The 17,869-nt window shown below is 40.2% G+C and carries 9 protein-coding genes; 7 read left to right on the top strand and 2 right to left on the bottom strand.

From position 1 onward, the window contains the following. Window positions 1-382 precede the first annotated feature (382 nt). From AACU33_RS00005 to AACU33_RS00020, 4 genes are all read left to right on the top strand, one after another. Window positions 383-3,817: a two-partner secretion domain-containing protein gene (locus tag AACU33_RS00005; RefSeq protein WP_339375663.1), complete on the top strand. Its 3,435-nt coding sequence runs from the start codon at window positions 383-385 to the stop codon at window positions 3,815-3,817. 120 nt (window positions 3,818-3,937) lie between these two features. Continuing rightward, window positions 3,938-5,770, top strand: coding sequence for a ShlB/FhaC/HecB family hemolysin secretion/activation protein (locus tag AACU33_RS00010; protein ID WP_096586461.1), 1,833 nt, complete (start codon window positions 3,938-3,940; stop codon window positions 5,768-5,770). Between the two features lie 44 nt (window positions 5,771-5,814). Then, window positions 5,815-8,538: a CHAT domain-containing protein gene (locus AACU33_RS00015; RefSeq protein ID WP_096586462.1), complete on the top strand. Its 2,724-nt coding sequence runs from the start codon at window positions 5,815-5,817 to the stop codon at window positions 8,536-8,538. A gap of 63 nt (window positions 8,539-8,601) precedes the next feature. Next, window positions 8,602-9,153 carry a Uma2 family endonuclease gene (locus AACU33_RS00020; RefSeq protein ID WP_096586463.1) on the top strand — a complete coding sequence of 184 codons (552 nt, stop codon included), beginning with the start codon at window positions 8,602-8,604 and terminating at the stop codon, window positions 9,151-9,153. Between the two features lie 90 nt (window positions 9,154-9,243). Here AACU33_RS00020 and AACU33_RS00025 read toward each other — a convergent pair whose 3' ends face one another. Together AACU33_RS00025 and AACU33_RS00030 are read right to left on the bottom strand one after the other, a co-directional pair. Next, on the bottom strand, window positions 9,244-10,257 hold the full coding sequence (locus AACU33_RS00025; RefSeq protein ID WP_096586464.1) for an IS701 family transposase: 1,014 nt from the start codon (window positions 10,255-10,257) through the stop codon (window positions 9,244-9,246). A gap of 176 nt (window positions 10,258-10,433) precedes the next feature. Beyond that, on the bottom strand, window positions 10,434-11,426 hold the full coding sequence (locus AACU33_RS00030; RefSeq protein ID WP_096586465.1) for a glycerophosphodiester phosphodiesterase: 993 nt from the start codon (window positions 11,424-11,426) through the stop codon (window positions 10,434-10,436). Window positions 11,427-12,235: 809 nt separating this feature from the next. On the opposite strand from AACU33_RS00030, the gene glf reads away from it, so the two are divergent. The 3 genes from glf (at window position 12,236) to AACU33_RS00045 (ending at window position 17,758) form a co-directional block, all read left to right on the top strand. Beyond that, the gene (gene glf, locus AACU33_RS00035) at window positions 12,236-14,677 is read left to right on the top strand and encodes a UDP-galactopyranose mutase (RefSeq protein ID WP_096586466.1); all 2,442 of its coding nucleotides are present in this window, start codon (window positions 12,236-12,238) and stop codon (window positions 14,675-14,677) included. A gap of 205 nt (window positions 14,678-14,882) precedes the next feature. Continuing rightward, window positions 14,883-17,093 carry a family 1 glycosylhydrolase gene (locus AACU33_RS00040; protein ID WP_096586467.1) on the top strand — a complete coding sequence of 737 codons (2,211 nt, stop codon included), beginning with the start codon at window positions 14,883-14,885 and terminating at the stop codon, window positions 17,091-17,093. Window positions 17,094-17,176: 83 nt separating this feature from the next. After that, on the top strand, window positions 17,177-17,758 hold the full coding sequence (locus AACU33_RS00045) for a GDP-mannose 4,6-dehydratase (protein ID WP_096586468.1): 582 nt from the start codon (window positions 17,177-17,179) through the stop codon (window positions 17,756-17,758). Window positions 17,759-17,869: the final 111 nt, after the last annotated feature.

Below are 17,869 nucleotides of genomic sequence, written 5' to 3' on the forward strand. Positions count from 1 at the left end.
AGGCTTTAACTTCTAATGCAACCCCTGGTAAACAGAAGGCACCATTAATTATGCCTGCGACAGGTTGGGTATTTAATAACGGCGAAGTCACGTTGATATCTCATACCCCGAAATCTTCTGCTGCTTGGGTGAATTCCTCTAACTGTGCTGCTAAAAGCCAATGACAGTAAGTAGTCAGGGCTAAAGTCTAATAAAAAATCACAATCCTCGCCATTTGCCCTAGGGATGAGTAGAATGTTGGATACTTTTTATCCAAAAAATTACTTAGTTTATAGATTAAGTTCGTATAAATAAGCCAAGGTAAGACTTCCGTCACAATACTGAGATGATTCGAGCTAATCGGCAAAAGTTATGGCACTTGAGATTGGTAATTATATTAGCAATGACTACCGCATTGACAAATTCTGCACGCGCTCAAATTGTTCCAGATGGCACATTAGGAGCAGAAAGTACAATACTCACACCAAATACTAACGTTCAGGGATTACCTGCAAGCTTAATTGAAGGCGGTGCTACCAGAGGTGTCAATTTATTCCAGAGTTTTTTACAATTCAACGTTGGTGATGGACAAAGAGTTTACTTTGCTAATCCCGCAGGTATTGAAAACATCTTCACTCGCGTCACAGGTAGCGACCCCTCCAAGATTTTCGGGACTTTAGGTGTGGATGGGAGGGCAAATCTGTTCTTCCTCAATCCCAATGGTATTATTTTCGGTTCCAATGCCCGCTTAGATGTTGCAGGTTCGTTTCTGGCGACGACAGCCAATAGCTTTGTCTTTGACAATGGCTTGAAGTTTAGCGCTACAAATCCTGAAACAGCCCCATTACTCACAGTCAGTTTGCGTCCGGGGTTGCAGTTTGGCGCAAGTCAGTCGGGAAGTATTAGCAATACCGGAGATTTAAACGTTGGACAAGATTTGACTCTGGTAGGTAGCAATCTCGATTTACAAGGTAATTTACAGGCGGGTAGAGATGTAACTCTTGAATCTCCTGGTGATATTTATTTAAATAATATAAAAGTTTCTACTAATTCTAATAATAATGACTTTAGCCGCATCAGCATCAACTCTACTGGTGGTTCTGTCTACTTAAATGGCTCTAATTTAAATATTAGTAATATTAGCTCCAGCTATGCAGGAGATATCACTATTAATGCACGTCAAGAAATCCGAATTGAGAATGCAAGCAAAATCTCTAGTGCCGGAAATCTTGGCGAAATATTTATTGGAACATCAGAATATGCAGATTTCTATCCTTCAAAAGTCACTATTGCCAACTCTCAAATAAACAATAGTAATTTTATGGATGGTAATGATGTTGGCAATATAGTAGTTAAATCTCTGGGCGATTTATTGATAACTAACAGTAGTCTGGAAACTACAACTTACAGTTCAGGAAAGGGAGGAAACATTAATATTGAGGCTAGTTCCGTGTCTCTGAAAAATCAAAGTTCTCTATTAGCTAATACTCAAGGAACAGGAAAAGCAGGCAGTGTAACTGTTAACACAACTGGCGGTGCAGTTTCGCTTTCCGATAGTAGTATAAACACCGGTACTAATCAAATTAGCGTAGCTCTGCAAGATTTATCTAATCAAGAAGGTGCGGGTGGCGGTGATATTAATATTACAGCTGATTCGTTATTTTTAACAAACAACTCTATTTTAAATGCAAGTAGCTTGGGTTCAGGAGATAGCGGCAATGTCTCTATTACCGCAGCCAAAACAGTATCTTTTACAGACAATTCTATTTTAAATGCAAGAACTTATCTGCAAGGAAATGCAGGTAATGTCAATATCAAAGCTCAAGAACTTGCTTTTCATAATCAATCGCTAATCCAAGCCACAAGTTTTGGCAGTGGTAACGCAGGTAATTTGAATATAATTACTCAATCCTTATCTTTGAGTGACATATCAAGAATTGACGCTCAAACTTTTGGTAGTGGTCATGCAGGTAATATCAATATCAAAACGCAGTCTCTTTCCCTAACAGAGGGAGCGAGAATTAATGCTGAAACTTTTGGTAGTGGTAAAGGTGGCAATATTACTATTAATCCTCTCAAAGATGAAGACCAAGCAACTGCTTCTGTTACTATCTCAGGTTCAGCACCTTTAATTCAAGTTTCCAGTGGATTCTCAGTGAATACTGAAAGCGAACAACCTGATGCTGGGACTGGTGGCAATATCTTGATTAAAACTGGAAATCTAACTATTAGTGATGGTGGTGTTTTAAGCGCTCCTTCTAAAAGTAGCGGTAACGGTGGAAATATCAATATCAATGTCAATAATCTTGAGCTTACATCTGGGGGACAAATTATTACTAATGCTTATAGAAGTGGACAAGCAGGTAGTATCAAAATTAATGCAACCGATCGGATTACCATTACCGGACAAAATTATGAATACGAGCAAAGGTTTAATAAACTGAAAAGCCAACTGGATATCCTGAAACCTATCTACGATGCTTTTCTAGTTACAAACAACCAAGAAACTAGACAAATACTCGACCCAATTACTAACTTGATTAATCACTTGAGTGCATTACTGAAAAGTCCTAGTTCCAATCAACTACTTGACGAACTGAAACAACGACTCGAACAATTTAAAAATAGCTATGATTTTATTCTAATTGCAAATAATCCACAAATTAGCTACATACTCGAACCAATTAAGAACTTAATTAATAACGTGAATGGGCTGGATCAAATTATAATTGCTGCGCAAGACCCTACTTACGCTCAACAACTCAATGAACTTAAAGCTCAACTCGATCGCCTAAGTAATAGCTACAATTTTGTTTTACCGCAAAATGATGCGGAAATTAGACGCATCCTCGGCCCGATTAATCAATATAGCGGACTGTTCGCCAACACCGAAGCAAATTCTACAGGTAATGGCGGTACGATTGATGTTGCATCAGGGCAAGCCACAATTAAAGATAGTGCCAGAATCTCTGTAGATAGCCAAGGAACAGGTATAGCTGGAAGTATCAGCATTACATCCAATCGTTTGACTCTGGACAATCAAGCAAAGATTACCGCCGACACCAATAGCGGTCAAGGTGGTAGCATCGCACTCAACTTGCAAGATTTATTGCTGTTTCGGCGCAAAAGTGTCGTTTCCACCACCGCAGGTAGACAAGGTGCAGGTGGCGATGGCGGTGCGATCGCAATTAACCTAGATACTAATCGCGGTTTTATTGTCTCCCCATCTGTGGAAAATAACGATATCTCTGCAAATGCGTTCTCAGGTAGCGGCGGAACTATCGAAATCAACGCCAAAGGCGTAATTGGGTTAGCAACGCTGACTAGACAAGAACTTGAGCAGAAATTAGGCACCACCGACCCGGAAAAACTCGACCCACAATTTCTCTCAACCAACGATATTACAGCGATTTCTCAAACCAACCCGCAGTTAAATGGCATAGTCAGCATCAGTTCGCCAGAGATTGACCCCAGCAAAGGAATAGTTTCGTTACCAATCAATGCCACCGACCCTTCGCAACAGATAGCCCAAAGCTGTAGCGCGGTGAATGAAAAGGTTGCTAGTGCATTTGTTGATGCTGGACGTGGCGGTCTACCCCCCAAACCTGATGAATTTCTCAGCAGCGATACTGTTTGGGAAGATATCCGCATTCGGGCTAGCAATACACAGCAAACAGCTTTAACCTCTACTGTAACGCCCATTGAACGTAAGACTGCATTAATTATGCCTGCGACAGGTTGGGTATTTAATAACGGCGAAGTCACGTTGATATCTCATACGCCCAAGTCTTCTGCTGCTTGGGTGAATTCCTCTAACTGTGTTGCTGGGAATAATTAAGGGTTTTAAACTAACCGCCAAGAATTATTTGCTCAGAATATCTAGCTGTGTTCTCTGCGCCTCTGCGTGAATTCCTTTTTTAAATCTATATTCACGACTAAATAAAATAACTATATTTATATGTATTCGTCACTAAAAAACTCTACATTCCAAAGTCCCAAATTTAAAAAATCAAATTTTATAAGTTGGCTGATATTTACATTTTTTTTATTCAACTTTCTCGCCTTCAAGTCACTAGCGCAAACTCCAACTAACCCACCCGTACAAGATATAGACCGCCAAATCGAACAACCTACTCCTCCAACGCCTACACTACCAAAACTGCCGAATCTCGACGAGTTATTTCCATCTCCACCTGTCACTACTCCCACACCTCCAACTGGCGAAACAGTTCCTAAAGATTTACCAAGAACAATTCAAGTAACTAGTTTTGATGTGATAGGTAGCACTGTATTTAATAAACAAGAATTAGATGCAGCACTCCAAGAATTTATCAATAAACCCATCTCTTTTGCTCAACTATTAGAAGCGGCAGATAAAATCACAGAACTATACGCTAAAGGTTGTCAAGCTGAAAAGAAAAATTCCGATTTACCTTGTTACGTTAACTCCGGCGCCTACATTCCTTCAGACCAAACTTTTAAAGTCGAAGGTGGTATAGTCAAAATTCAAGTTGTAGAAGGTAGTTTAGAAAGTATTGAGATTCGCGGTACAAGAAGACTCAATCCTAACTATGTGCGAAGTCGCCTAGCTTTAGCTACAGATAAGCCTTTAAATTTAAAGAAATTACTGCAAGCTTTACAACTATTACAGTTAGATCCATTAATTAAAAATATCTCTGCGGAATTAGGTAATGGTGTTAATCCTGGTGCGAGTGTATTATCCGTGCAAGTCGCGGAAGCAAAAACATTTAGCGCCCAAGTTAGTTTAGATAATAACCGTACACCAAGCATAGGTAGTTTTGAACGACAAATTCAACTTAACCAAGCAAATTTATTGGGGTTGGGAGATGGATTAAGCATTGGTTATGCAAACACTGATGGAAGTAATAGTGTAGATGTCAGCTATAAATTACCCATCAATCCTCGCAATGGCACTTTGCAATTTAATTATAGCTATGCATCCAGCAATGTAATTGAGGAACCTTTCAATATTTTAGATATTGAAGGTACTTCCCAAGAATACGGTGTTAGTTTTCGCCAACCATTAATACAAACTCCCACTACCGAATTTGCAGTTGGAATTAGTGCAACTCATCGAGATAGCGATGTCGGCTTTTTACAAGCACAGGTGGGAGAACGGCTTCCCTTTCCATCTGCGGGTGCAGATGCAAATGGAAAGACGAAAGCGACTATCTTGCGGTTGTTTCAAGACTGGACTCAGCGTAGTAGCAAACAAGTACTCGCGGCGCGATCGCAATTTAGTTTAGGTATAGATGCGTTAGATGCCACAATTAACGAAGATGCGCCCGATGGTCAATTTTTTACATGGCGCGGACAAGCGCAATGGGTGCGTCTGCTAGCACCAGAAACTTTATTTTTAGTACGTGCAGATATTCAATTAGCTGATAGACCCCTATTAGCCTCCGAACAGATGGGTTTGGGAGGACAAGCAACAGTTCGCGGTTATCGTCAAGACCAAATATTAGCAGATAATGGCTTTTTGGCAACTGCGGAATTGCGCTATCCAGTGTTGCGCGTACCAGAAATTCAAGGTTTACTACAAGTTACTCCATTTATTGATTTTGGTACAGCTTGGAATTTTTCCCAACCAGGGAGAACTACTTTGAATCCTGATACTATCGCCTCAACTGGAATCGGATTGTTATGGCAACAGAACAATTTAACAGCGCGTTTTGATTGGGGTATTCCCCTCGGTATTGATATTCCTAATAAAAATACTTGGCAAGAAAACGGACTCTATTTTTCTATTATTTATACTCAACCATTTTAGTTAATAGTCATTGTCTCCTGCCTTATCCACCTACTTAATTATTTATGTCTATAATTTTACTTCTCGCCACCTTATCTCTAAATCCTGCTGTCAATTTAATTAACCAAAGTTCTCCCTTAGTTGCAGCCATTAACCCCCAGGTATCACAGACTCAAACTGCAAATGCTAAGGAATTATTAGATCGAGGTTTAATAGCATACCAAAAAGAACAATATTCTCCAGCACTCAAGATTTTCCAACAGGCGAATGAATCGTTTCAAGCTACAGGAGATAAACTTAATCAAGCGCTGATATTGAATTATCTTTCCTTAACTTATCAACAGTTAGGAAAATTAGCTGATGCTCAACACGCTACAGAGCAAAGTTTGCAGTTATTAAATAGCAAAAGTAATAGCAAAGATTATTTATCGATTCGTGCCCAAGCACTTAATACTCAAGGCCAGTTACAACTAGCAAGGGGAGAAACAGAAAAAGCTTTAAATAGCTGGCAAGAGGCAACAGCTACTTACAGTAAAATTGGTGATGAATCAGGTAAAATTGGTAGCAAAATCAATCAAGCTCAAGCACTACAAACATTAGGGCTTTACCGTCGCGCTACTAATATTTTAGAGGAAATTAAGCTGACTTTAGATAAACAACCAGACTCTCTATTGAAAGTAACTGGATTTCTTAGTCTGGGTAATAGCTTACGTGTGGTTGGAGATGTCGATAAATCTCGGCAAATATTAGAGAAAAGTTGTCAGATACAAGCAAAAATATCGCAAGCTGAAGAAGTTTGTAATTTAAAGTTAAGTTTAGGTAACAAAGCCCAAGTAGAACCAAACATCGAACAAGATAGATTAGGAGAAATTCTTTTAAGTTTGGGGAATACTGCCCAGGAACAGCAAAACATCGAAGAAGCAATACAGTTTTATGAACGCGCTGCTAGTATTTCTCAAAAGCCAACAACACAGTTACCAGCACAATTAAATCAATTACGGCTATTAGTTCAGTCTTTATCAACAGAGTCAATAACGCCAGCTTTGTCACAAGATATTCTCTCTAAAATTGCCAATTTATCAACAAAGCTTGAGAGTTTACCTGCCAGCCGTAGTAGTGTTTATGCTCGAATTAACTTTGCCCAAACTCTAGTTAAGTTAACAAAAACAGGTGTGTTAGCAGAGGAAAATATTGCTCAAGATACCTGCACAGCTTCCAATTCTCTCTGTACGGCTGCTAAAGTTGTCGCTACAGGTTTTCAGCAAGCTAAAAATCTCGAAGATGTACGCGCCCAAGCCTATGCTTTAGGTACTTTGGGAAGTTTGTACGAACAAACTCAACAATGGTCGGAAGCTCAAACTTTGACTCAACAAGCGCTAAAATTAGCAGAGGGTATTCAAGCACGAGATATAGCTTATCGTTGGCAATGGCAGTTAGGACGAATTCTCAGTGCGGATGGTAATACTCAAGGTAATGAGTTAGGTGCCATTGCAGCTTATGATAAAGCAGTCAAGAATTTAAAATCTATCCGTCGCGATTTAGTTACTGTTAATCGCGATGCCCAATTTTCTTTTCGGGATGAAGTAGAACCAGTCTATCGAGAATATGTGAGTTTGCTATTACCAAAAACTGGGGAACCTACTACTGAAAATTTAGATAAAGCTAGAAAAGTTATTGAATCGTTACAGTTAGCAGAATTAGATAACTTTTTTCGCAGAGCTTGTGTAGACGCTAAACCCGTACAAATTGATGAAATCGATCGGCAGAAACAAACAGCTGTAATTTATCCTGTGGTTTTGAGCGATCGCTTATCTATTATTCTCTCATTACCGCATCAGCAAAACAATAAATCCCTGAAATTACATACAGTTATTCTGCCTAAAAATGCATTTGAAGAAAAAATTAAAGAACTGCATAGAAAAATATTTTTTAGAAGTTCTCGTGACTTTCTAGAAACTTCACAGCAAGTATACGAATGGTTGATTCGCCCTATCGAATCAGATTTACAAAATAGCGGTGTGAAAAATATCGTCTTTGTTTTAGACGGAACATTGCAGAGTATCCCAATTGCAGCACTTTACGATCGAGAGAAAAAAGAATATTTAATTGAGAAAAAATATAACATTGCTAACACACCAGGTTTAGAATTATTACCTCCTCAGCCTTTAACAAACAAACGCTTACAAGCAGTAGTTGGTGGACTCAGTGAAGCCCGTGATAATTTTCCGGCATTACCGGGAGTAAAATATGAGCTTGAGCAAATCAAAGGTATATTTTCGACAGCCGGAAATTTTATAGATAACAATTTTACGATCAAAAAAATTGAAGAAGCTGTTAAGTCTTTTCCAGGGGGAATATTACACTTAGCAACTCATGGTAAGTTTAGTTCTAAAGCAGAAGACACGTTCATTTTGACTTGGAATCAACGGCTAAATGTTAACGATTTTAGTTCTGTATTAAAAACTCGCGAGACCAATCAACAAACTGCAATAGATTTACTTGTCTTAAGTGCTTGTGAAACAGCAGCAGGTGATAGCCGCGCTGCTTTAGGATTAGCGGGAATTGCTGTACAGTCTGGCGCGCGCAGTACATTAGCAACTCTGTGGAGTGTGAATGATGAAGCAACTGCGGCTCTAATGATTCAGTTTTACAAAGAAATTGCTCAGAATCAAAAAAAAGCTGAAGCTTTACGTAACGCCCAACTATTTCTACTTTCAGGACAGTTAAATCCTAAATTTAAACATCCCTATTACTGGGCACCTTTTGTTTTAGTAGGTAATTGGCAGTAATACTAGATACGATCTCATTTAATATGGGAAAATAAACAGCATAATTGGGAGGAAGCAATCGGCATGAGCGTTATTACTGCCAAGTGGACGATTGACGAATATCACCGCATGATTGACGCTGGCATTTTGAGTTCGCGCAAAGTTGAATTACTTAAAGGAGAAATTGTCGAAATGTCGCCGGAAGGGGAACCTCATGCTTATTCTAGTGATGAAGCTGGTGAGTATTTAGCAAACTTATTGAGCGAGCGTGCTAAAATTCGTCATGCTAAACCAATTACCCTACCTAACGACTCAGAACCAGAACCAGATATTGCCATTGTTCAACGTTTAGGACGCGAGTATCGAGAGCATCATCCTTATTCAGAAAATATTTTCTGGGTGATTGAATATGCTAACTCTAGTTTAGACAAAGATCTAGAGACAAAAAGTAAAATCTATGCAGAAGCAGGAATTTTAGAATATTGGGTTGTCAATCTTAAAAAGTTACATCTAGTAGTGTTTAGAGACATCCTAGATGGAGAGTATGCAACCAAACAAACGTTAACTTCAGGAACAATTCAACCACTTGCATTTCCAGATATTTCTGTTGAAGTAGAAAAAATTATTAATAGGTAATTACGAATTGCCAATTAGTAATTAATTTAGGACTTACGCAATTGGCACAAATAGCAGGCAGGGCAAAGCCCTGACACGCGACAATATAAATCAAACCAAGCACATAAAAATACTTGGGCGCTTCAGTTGCTGAATTAAATAATTAGAAAGCAAGTTATGCTTGATTTGATAGATAGTTTTGCCAGTTCTATAGGCTAAATTCTTTAACCTAACCCAAACCAACATTGCACAAGCAATATGATTTCTTTGGAGTCTAGCTTTCCGACACTGGCAAGATTCAATGCCAGTTAGTTGTTTAATTTCCCTGTGAAACTCCTCTATTTTCCAACGAATTTTACACACCTGTTGTACAACATCCGTGGAACTTTGAGATAAATCGTTAGTGGCGACATAATCCGTTCTGTTGGTAGAAACAGTAACCCGGAATAGTTTCACTTTTTTATTAGCTGGGAATCCTTTAATTTTTATGATTTTACCACAGTCTAATTCTTCTTGGTTCCATTCTAATAATTCAATCCGTTTATATTTTTCTTGACCAAATGTATCATCAACTAAACGATTATTTTTTAAAGGGCAATAATAAATTTTGTCTAAGCTATCAATATATAGCATTAAACTGTGTACCGCATACCATGTATCCATCAAAACAGTATCAAATGGTAAAAGCTTATGATACACAAGGTTTTGGAGCATATCTTTCACATGGTCTATCTTGGTTTTCCCATCGACATCAGGATTAAAAATTCGATAATCTATGACCCAAAATCTTTGAAGTGTAGGGTTGACATACACGCAGCTAACTACACCAATGCCTTTCAGGACACCATGCTCATTACCACTATATTGTCTTCTGACTATTTCTATTTCTTCAGAATACTTTTTATCTAAAACGCTATCATCAAATATGATGTAACCATTTTCATCAGACTCAACGACCTCTTTCACGTTATCCCATAGTAAACGAGGTGTTAATTTTTCGGTTTTCAAATAATAGTTAATTGCGTCATGACTAATACTCTCTAAATGCTCTGCCAAATTGGTAATTGTATAATTAATTTGACTACTTAATAAATATTGGCAGTAATTAAGCTTAGTAAATCTCATTACCCTTAGCGAAATTTATCTAATATAACCTCTACCTATTTTCTCACGAATATTTCGATAGTACTTCCAAGACAGCGACTTCTATTACGAAGGCAAAGCTTTCAAAATCAGATTTAATTAATACATATGTACTATGAACTAACGATCGCATTGTGCCAGTTGCGTAAGTCCTGTAATTATAAGGTTAATTTTACCAACTTAGCAGTATCGGGAAAATCACTAAAGACGCCATCAACGCCTAAGCTGAAAAATAGCTCGTATTCTTTTTGCGGATTACCTTGAAAATCGAGAGGTAAAAACAAATCTTCATTGCGGAAAGTCCAAGCATGAACTAGCAAACCAGCGTTATGAGCATCGGTGATTAATGATGTAGGCAATCGCAATTTACCATGACTATCTCTAGGCACAAGCAGATTTTTATGAACTCCAATCGCCTTTGCATATTTAGCAATCTCTGTTAAACCTGATGCTGTCACCAAGTCTGCATAGGTGCGATCGCCTCCATTGACGATAAAATCATAAGGCTTTCCAGTATTATTAATTAATTGCACTAAAGGTAAATCAGTTTTTGTTGCTAAATATTTGAGGTTGCTAACTTCAAAAGACTGGATGAATACAGGTGCATTCGCTCCTTGATAACCGTTCGCCTGTAAACTTGCTAGTAAAGGTTCTTCTAGCGGTAATCCAATCGACTGGAAATAAGAAGGGTGCTTGGTTTCTGGATAAATACCAATGGTACGACCAACTGCGGTACTTTTAGCCTTGGCTAAATTGATGATTTCTTGCAGTGTGGGAATTTCAAATAGTCCATCATAGTTTGTATTTTGCGATCGCACTTCGGGAATTCGCTCTTTTGCCCGTAGTGTTTTTAGTTCTGCCAGGGTAAAGTCTTCAGTAAACCAGCCTGTTTTGGTTTCTCCATCAATAATTTTGGTAGTTTGGCGTTGAGCAAATTCCGCATGGTTACCAACATCAGTCGTTTCCGAAATTTCATTTTCGTGACGAGCAATTAATACACCGTCTTTGCTAGCAACTAAATCTGGTTCAATATAATCAGCCCCTAAATCAATTGCTAATTCATAAGCAGCCAATGTATGTTCTGGACGATAGCCGCTAGCACCTCTATGTCCAATAATGATTGGGGGTGTACCTTGCAAAGTTTTAGTCATTAACGCCCCTAAAATAAATCTATCTTGTGTTAGCGATTGGTTGGTGTCGGCTTAGAGGTATTATTTGTGCTAGGATTGCCTTCTGTTTAATTACACAATCTTACATAAATTAGTAGCTGTGCGCACGAAAACTATAAAAGCAGCACTAGATATAGATGAAAGCTATCGTTAAAAAACAATGTAGTCAAGGCTACAAAATGCATCAGATATTTATTTGACAAGGTTAATTTTATTACCTCAAAATAGTTCATCCTATATACCATGAGACTGATGCTAATAAAAGGATTCAGAATCTTATCACAGTAATAAAATGTATTAATAAATTTTGCTATATTGATTGTATAATTTTTCTAACTGATTATGTGCGCAACCGGACAGACTCAAGTTTACTTTTTCAGTAAGCTTAGAAGCAGTTAGTTAACAAAAATATTTTGAAAATTGTTTAAGTAAAGGTCATTTATATACCATTTTAATCATATAAATTTTGAGATTTTTTCTGCAATTTAATTGCAGAAAAATTTTTGCTGTTTTTCCATATAATTATTAATATATTGATAAAAAAATATAATACTTAAGAATTATTTGGAAATTGAATATTATACTTACTCAGGCAGATGAGAAAGGCAAAAAAGCACCAGTATTATTATCAATAATTCCACAAATTACTGATCGTACCAATTCAATATAAAAATGCGCCAAACAAAGCTGAAAGCTTTAGTTTAAGGTGATTTAGGCGTTTCTTATAAAGAAAAGGTCTTAGAGATTGGCTAGCGAGAATTAATAAACATAAGGAATGAGAGTGAGCTTTTATGCCCAGTGAAAAAGCTAAAGTCAAAAACAACGGTGTCAGTAATATTATTTCACCAAAGCAGAGCAATAGAAAGCGATCGCAGCTGGAAGAAACGCAATCATCAGGTACATCACTGCTGCATTCAAGTTCATCAAATAAAAAGATTCAACTAACGGAAACCTTTCAAGATACTCCTGATATCATCTGCTTATCTCATCTGCGTTGGAATTTTGTTTATCAACGACCACAACATCTTCTTAGCCGTTGCGCCCAAGGAAAACGAGTTTTCTTTATTGAGGAGCCAATTTTCTCCCCCGATCCCGTGGGCAGGTTAGAGATCGACGAAGATGCTAGTGGGGTAGTCGTGGTTGTACCACATCTACCAGAAGGAATGAGTGAAGAAGCTATCAACGCAGATTTACAAGTTTTAATTGATGGTTTGTTTGCCAAACATAAAATCGACAAATACATTTGTTGGTATTACACGCCAATAGCGATCGCATTTACTCGCCATTTGCAGCCTCAAGCCATAGTGTATGATTGCATGGATGAATTGTCTGCATTCAAAGGCGCATCACCCACGTTAAAGAATTACGAAGCCGAACTATTCCGCCTTGCAGACTTAGTATTTACAGGGGGACAAAGCCTTTACGAAAGTAAAGTCAACCAGCATCCCAACGTCTATGCATTTCCTAGCAGTGTAGATGTGCCACACTTTGCCCAAGCCAGAAATATTCCAGAAGCAGCAGATCAAGCCCATATTCCCCATCCTCGCCTCGGATTTTTTGGCGTCATTGACGAACGGATGGATATTGAACTGCTGGCTGGTATTGCCGAAGCGCGTCCTGATTGGCATTTAGTAATTATTGGGCCAGTTGTCAAAATCGATCCCGCAACTTTACCACAGCACGAGAATATACATTATCTCGGTGGCAGAGACTATAAACAACTACCTGCCTATTTAGCAGGGTGGGATTTGGCAACATTACCCTTTGCGCGTAATGAGTCAACACGCTTTATTAGTCCTACCAAAACTCCAGAGTATCTTGCCGCAGGTCGACCTGTAGTATCCACCTCAATTCGCGATGTGGTGCGTCCCTACGGCGAGTCGAAACTGGTGCGAATTGCAGACACAGTTTCGGATTTCGTCACCGCCGCCGAACAAGCAATGCAAGAAGACACCAGAACATCAGAATGGTTGAGTCGAGTAGATGCTTTCTTAGAAAAGATTTCTTGGGATCGGACTTGGGCATCAATGATGAAACTGATTGATTCTGCCATTGCTGCCCGCGATAGTGAAGACAAAGCTAACTCCAAAGGTGCAGCGAGTACACAAGCACCAAATATCATTACTAGAGAATTTGTCTTCGATTACTTGGTTGTCGGCGCTGGTTTTTCTGGCAGCGCGATCGCCGAACGTTTGGCAAGTCAGTCTGGTAAAAAAGTACTGATTGTAGACAAGCGCAATCACATCGGCGGCAATGCCTACGATCATTATGACGATCATGGCGTTCTCGTACACAGATACGGCCCGCATATCTTTCACACCAACTCCCGCGAAGTCTTTGAATACCTTTCGCGCTTCACTCAGTGGCGTTCTTACGAACATCGCGTTCTGGCAAGTGTAGACGGGCAACTTGTCCCGATTCCCATCAACCTCGACACCATCAACAAGTTGTATGGTATGAATCTCAATTCATTCGAGGTGCAGGAGTTTTACAAATCACTCGCTGAACCAATAGAAAACATCCGCACTAGTGAGGATGTGGTGGTGAGCAAAGTTGGTCGAGAACTGTATGAAAAGTTTTTCCGGGGTTATACGCGCAAGCAATGGGGACTCGACCCATCAGAACTTGATAAATCAGTAATTGCCCGGATACCGACCCGCACCAACCGCGACAATCGTTATTTTACCGATACTTACCAAGCAATGCCACTGCACGGCTTTACGCGGATGTTTGAGAATATGCTCAATCATCCGAATATCAAGATAATGCTGAACACAGATTATCGGGAAATTCAAAAAGCCATTCCTTGCCGTGAAATGGTTTACACAGGCCCAGTTGATGAATTTTTTGATTATCGCTATGGCAAGCTACCATATCGATCGCTCGATTTTAAGCATGAGACACACAACACAACTGTGTTTCAATCAGCACCAGTCATCAACTATCCTAACGAACACCTTTATACCCGCGTGACGGAGTTTAAGTACTTAACTGGGCAGGAACACAATAAAACTAGTATTGTGTACGAATTTCCCAAAGCTGAGGGCGATCCTTACTATCCTATACCGCGTCAAGAAAATAACGAAATGTACAAGCAGTATAAGGCGCTGTCTGATACGACACCAGGAGTATATTTTGTCGGCAGACTAGCAACCTACAAGTACTACAACATGGATCAATGTGTTGCTCAGGCTCTCTCTGTGTACAAGCAAATTGCCGTTAAAGCCTCATAATTAGGGCTTTTTTGTAGGGTGCGTTAGGACATTAGTCCTAACGCACCGAAAGTCTCGGATAGGGCTAAGAGAGGGGCATAACACACCCTAAAAATTACTGATGGTCAAGATTTTTACAGCCGTTTTCACGTATTTGAACCACATCTATCCAGCTAAAAATAGCTGTAATCCATCCAAAATCCAAAATTGGTATGAGTTGTAAATTATGACTTCTGCTTTCAACTCGACACTCAATACTACCAAATCACAACTTCCCCTAGAAGTGTGGGCTGGTCTAGAGTGTACGGTTAATCGTGTGGGTGACGAGTATTTCGATCAGTTAGAACGCAATGGTCATGCAACGCGTTTAGATGACCTAGATTTATTCGCTGAACTAGGTATACAAGCCATCCGCTATCCAGTGCTGTGGGAACGCATAGCACCGAATGGATTGGAGAATGCTGACTGGTCGTGGGCAGATGAACGATTAGAACGCTTGCACAAACTTGGTATCCGTCCGATTGTGGGATTAGTCCATCATGGCAGCGGCCCGCGTGATACAAGCTTGATAGATCCAGAATTTCCTGAGAAACTAGCGGTTTTTGCGCGGGCGGTGGCGAAACGCTACCCTTGGATAACACATTACACACCTGTAAACGAACCACTGACAACAGCCCGATTTAGTGGGATGTACGGTCACTGGTATCCTCACGGTCAAGACGATTTAACTTTTGCCCGTGCTTTGTTGGGAGAATGTCGAGCGATCGCACTTTCAATGCAAGCCATCCGCGAAGTTAACCCCAATGCTCAACTCGTACAAACTGAAGATTTAGGAAAGATTTACAGTACGCCAAAGCTGGCTTATCAAGCAGAATTTGAGAACGAGCGCCGCTGGTTGAGCTTTGATTTATTGTGTGGTCGAGTTACTCCAACTCATCCCATGTGGGGTTACTTGCGCCATTGTGGTGTCAGCGAGGCTGAAATAGAAGTATTTTTACAAAATCCCTGTCCGCCTGACATTATCGGCATTAACCACTATCTGACGAGCGAGCGCTTTTTAGATGAGCATCTAGAAAATTATCCCGCTTGCACGCATGGCGGTAACGGGCGGGATAACTATGCAGATGTGGAGGCTGTACGAGTTTGTGCTGAAGGTTTGGCAGGGCCGCGAACTTTGCTCAAAGAGACATGGGAACGCTATCAACTGCCCCTAGCTGTGACTGAAGTTCACCTCAGTTGCACCCGTGAAGAACAGTTACGCTGGCTCCATGAAGTGTGGAACGCAGCTCAAGAATTACGAGAACAGGGTGCAGATGTGCGTGCTGTGACGGCTTGGGCACTGCTCGGCAGCTACGATTGGAATAGTTTACTAACTCGCTGTGTAGGATACTACGAGTCAGGGGTATTTGATTTGCGCTCATTACGTCCTCGTCCAACAGCGATCGCCAAAATGGTGCAAGATTTAGCCACTGGACGTCAACCCAATCACCCCATACTCGACACCCCAGGATGGTGGCATCGGCAAGAACGACTCTTATACCCAGCAGTCATTTGTGATAAGAACAGAGGGGAATTTCAATCTCTACTCTCCCCTGCTTCCTCTCGTCCGCTAGCAATAATTGGAGCCACAGGTACTTTAGGTAGGGCTTTCGCTCGCTTGTGCGAACTACGTGGCATCTCCTATCGCCTGCTCACACGGCAAGATATGGACATTGCCAATCCCGCTTCCGTTGATGCAGCCCTTACCGAGTTACAACCTTGGGCAGTTGTGAATGCTGCGGGATACGTGCGAGTAGATGATGCAGAACGCGAACCTCATATTTGTTTAAAGATAAACGCTGAAGGCCCGGCAATTTTAGCTGCTGCTTGTGCTAAACATCATGTAGCGCTGCTGACTTTTTCATCAGATTTAGTATTTGATGGTGCTGTCTCTAATCCTTATATCGAAACTGATAGCGTTGCTCCTCTGAATGTGTATGGGTGCAGCAAAGTTTTGGCAGAAAAGCTTGTATTACAGGCTTATCCAGCATCCTTAGTGATTCGTACCAGTGCATTTTTCGGCCCTTGGGATGAGTACAACTTTGTCACCATCGCCCTGCGACAATTAGCAGCAGGTAATACTTTTGTAGCCGCAGAAGATGCGATCGTCTCACCTACTTATGTACCCGATCTTGTTCATACCAGCCTTGATTTGCTAATTGATGGCGAGAACGGTTTATGGCACTTGGCAAATAAAGACGCTGTAGCTTGGGCTGACTTGGCACGATTAGCGGCGAAAAAAGCAGGTGTGAGTGTTAGCGGTTTAATTTCTGTGCCTACACAAGAACTAGGTTTCATCGCTCCTCGCCCAGCTTATAGCGTTCTCGGTAGCAGTCGCGGTGAATTAATGCCACACCTTGATAGTGCAATTTCTCGCTACTTGGAAGAGAGAGGCTAAGACAAGAGGCAGGGGGGAGTGTGGGAAGTGTGGGGAGTGTGGGGAGAAAAGACTTATGCTTAATGACAAATGACAAATAACCAATGACAAAAACTATTTTAATTACGGGAGGAGCCGGATATATTGGCTCCCATGCAGTATTAGCTCTCAGAAATGCAGGTTATGAAGTAATTGTTTTAGATAACCTGTCGAATGGACATCGAGAACTTGTAGAAGATGTTTTGCAGGTAAAGTTAATTGTTGGGGATATGAGCGATCGCTCTCTTCTCGCTCGCATATTCTCCACTCATAATATAGATGCAGTGATGCATTTTGCAGCTTACATTGCTGTGGGTGTATCTGTTACTCATCCAGCCAAATATTACCAAAACAATGTTATCGGTACGCTGACACTTTTAAAAGCAATGCTCAAAGGCGGAGAAAGCGAAGTATTTAATTTAGGAAATGGTAGTGGTTTTTCAGTTAGAGAATTGATAGAAACTGCCAAGACAGTAACAGGAAGAAAAATTAAAATCGAAGAGCGCGATCGCAGACCAGGCGATCCTCCTATTTTAGTTGGTAGTAGCTACAAAGCAAGACAACAATTGGGTTGGCAACCTCAATACCCAAACTTAGAAGAAATTATCAGTCACGCTTGGCAATGGCATCAGAAACGCCATATTTAAATTGAATTTGTCAATCATTTATAGTTTGGATTACATAGAGGAATAGCATTGAATTTTCTATATATCTGTAGAGTGGGAATTGCCAAACATCCACTTAATTTTTACTGCTAT

It is taken from the genome of Calothrix sp. NIES-2098, assembly GCF_963875125.1.
GTDB lineage: Bacteria > Cyanobacteriota > Cyanobacteriia > Cyanobacteriales > Nostocaceae > Aulosira.

Bases quoted from the DNA above. Each gene is read 5' to 3' on its own strand.
- glf (WP_096586466.1), top strand. From the start codon at position 12,236: ATGCCCAGTGAAAAAGCTAAAGTCAAAAACAACGGTGTCAGTAATATT.
- AACU33_RS00040 (WP_096586467.1), top strand. From the start codon at position 14,883: ATGACTTCTGCTTTCAACTCGACACTCAATACTACCAAATCACAACTT.
- AACU33_RS00030 (WP_096586465.1), bottom strand. From the start codon at position 11,426: ATGACTAAAACTTTGCAAGGTACACCCCCAATCATTATTGGACATAGA.
- AACU33_RS00015 (WP_096586462.1), top strand. From the start codon at position 5,815: ATGTCTATAATTTTACTTCTCGCCACCTTATCTCTAAATCCTGCTGTC.
- AACU33_RS00020 (WP_096586463.1), top strand. From the start codon at position 8,602: ATGAGCGTTATTACTGCCAAGTGGACGATTGACGAATATCACCGCATG.
- AACU33_RS00025 (WP_096586464.1), bottom strand. From the start codon at position 10,257: ATGAGATTTACTAAGCTTAATTACTGCCAATATTTATTAAGTAGTCAA.
- AACU33_RS00005 (WP_339375663.1), top strand. From the start codon at position 383: ATGACTACCGCATTGACAAATTCTGCACGCGCTCAAATTGTTCCAGAT.
- AACU33_RS00010 (WP_096586461.1), top strand. From the start codon at position 3,938: ATGTATTCGTCACTAAAAAACTCTACATTCCAAAGTCCCAAATTTAAA.
- AACU33_RS00045 (WP_096586468.1), top strand. From the start codon at position 17,177: ATGACAAAAACTATTTTAATTACGGGAGGAGCCGGATATATTGGCTCC.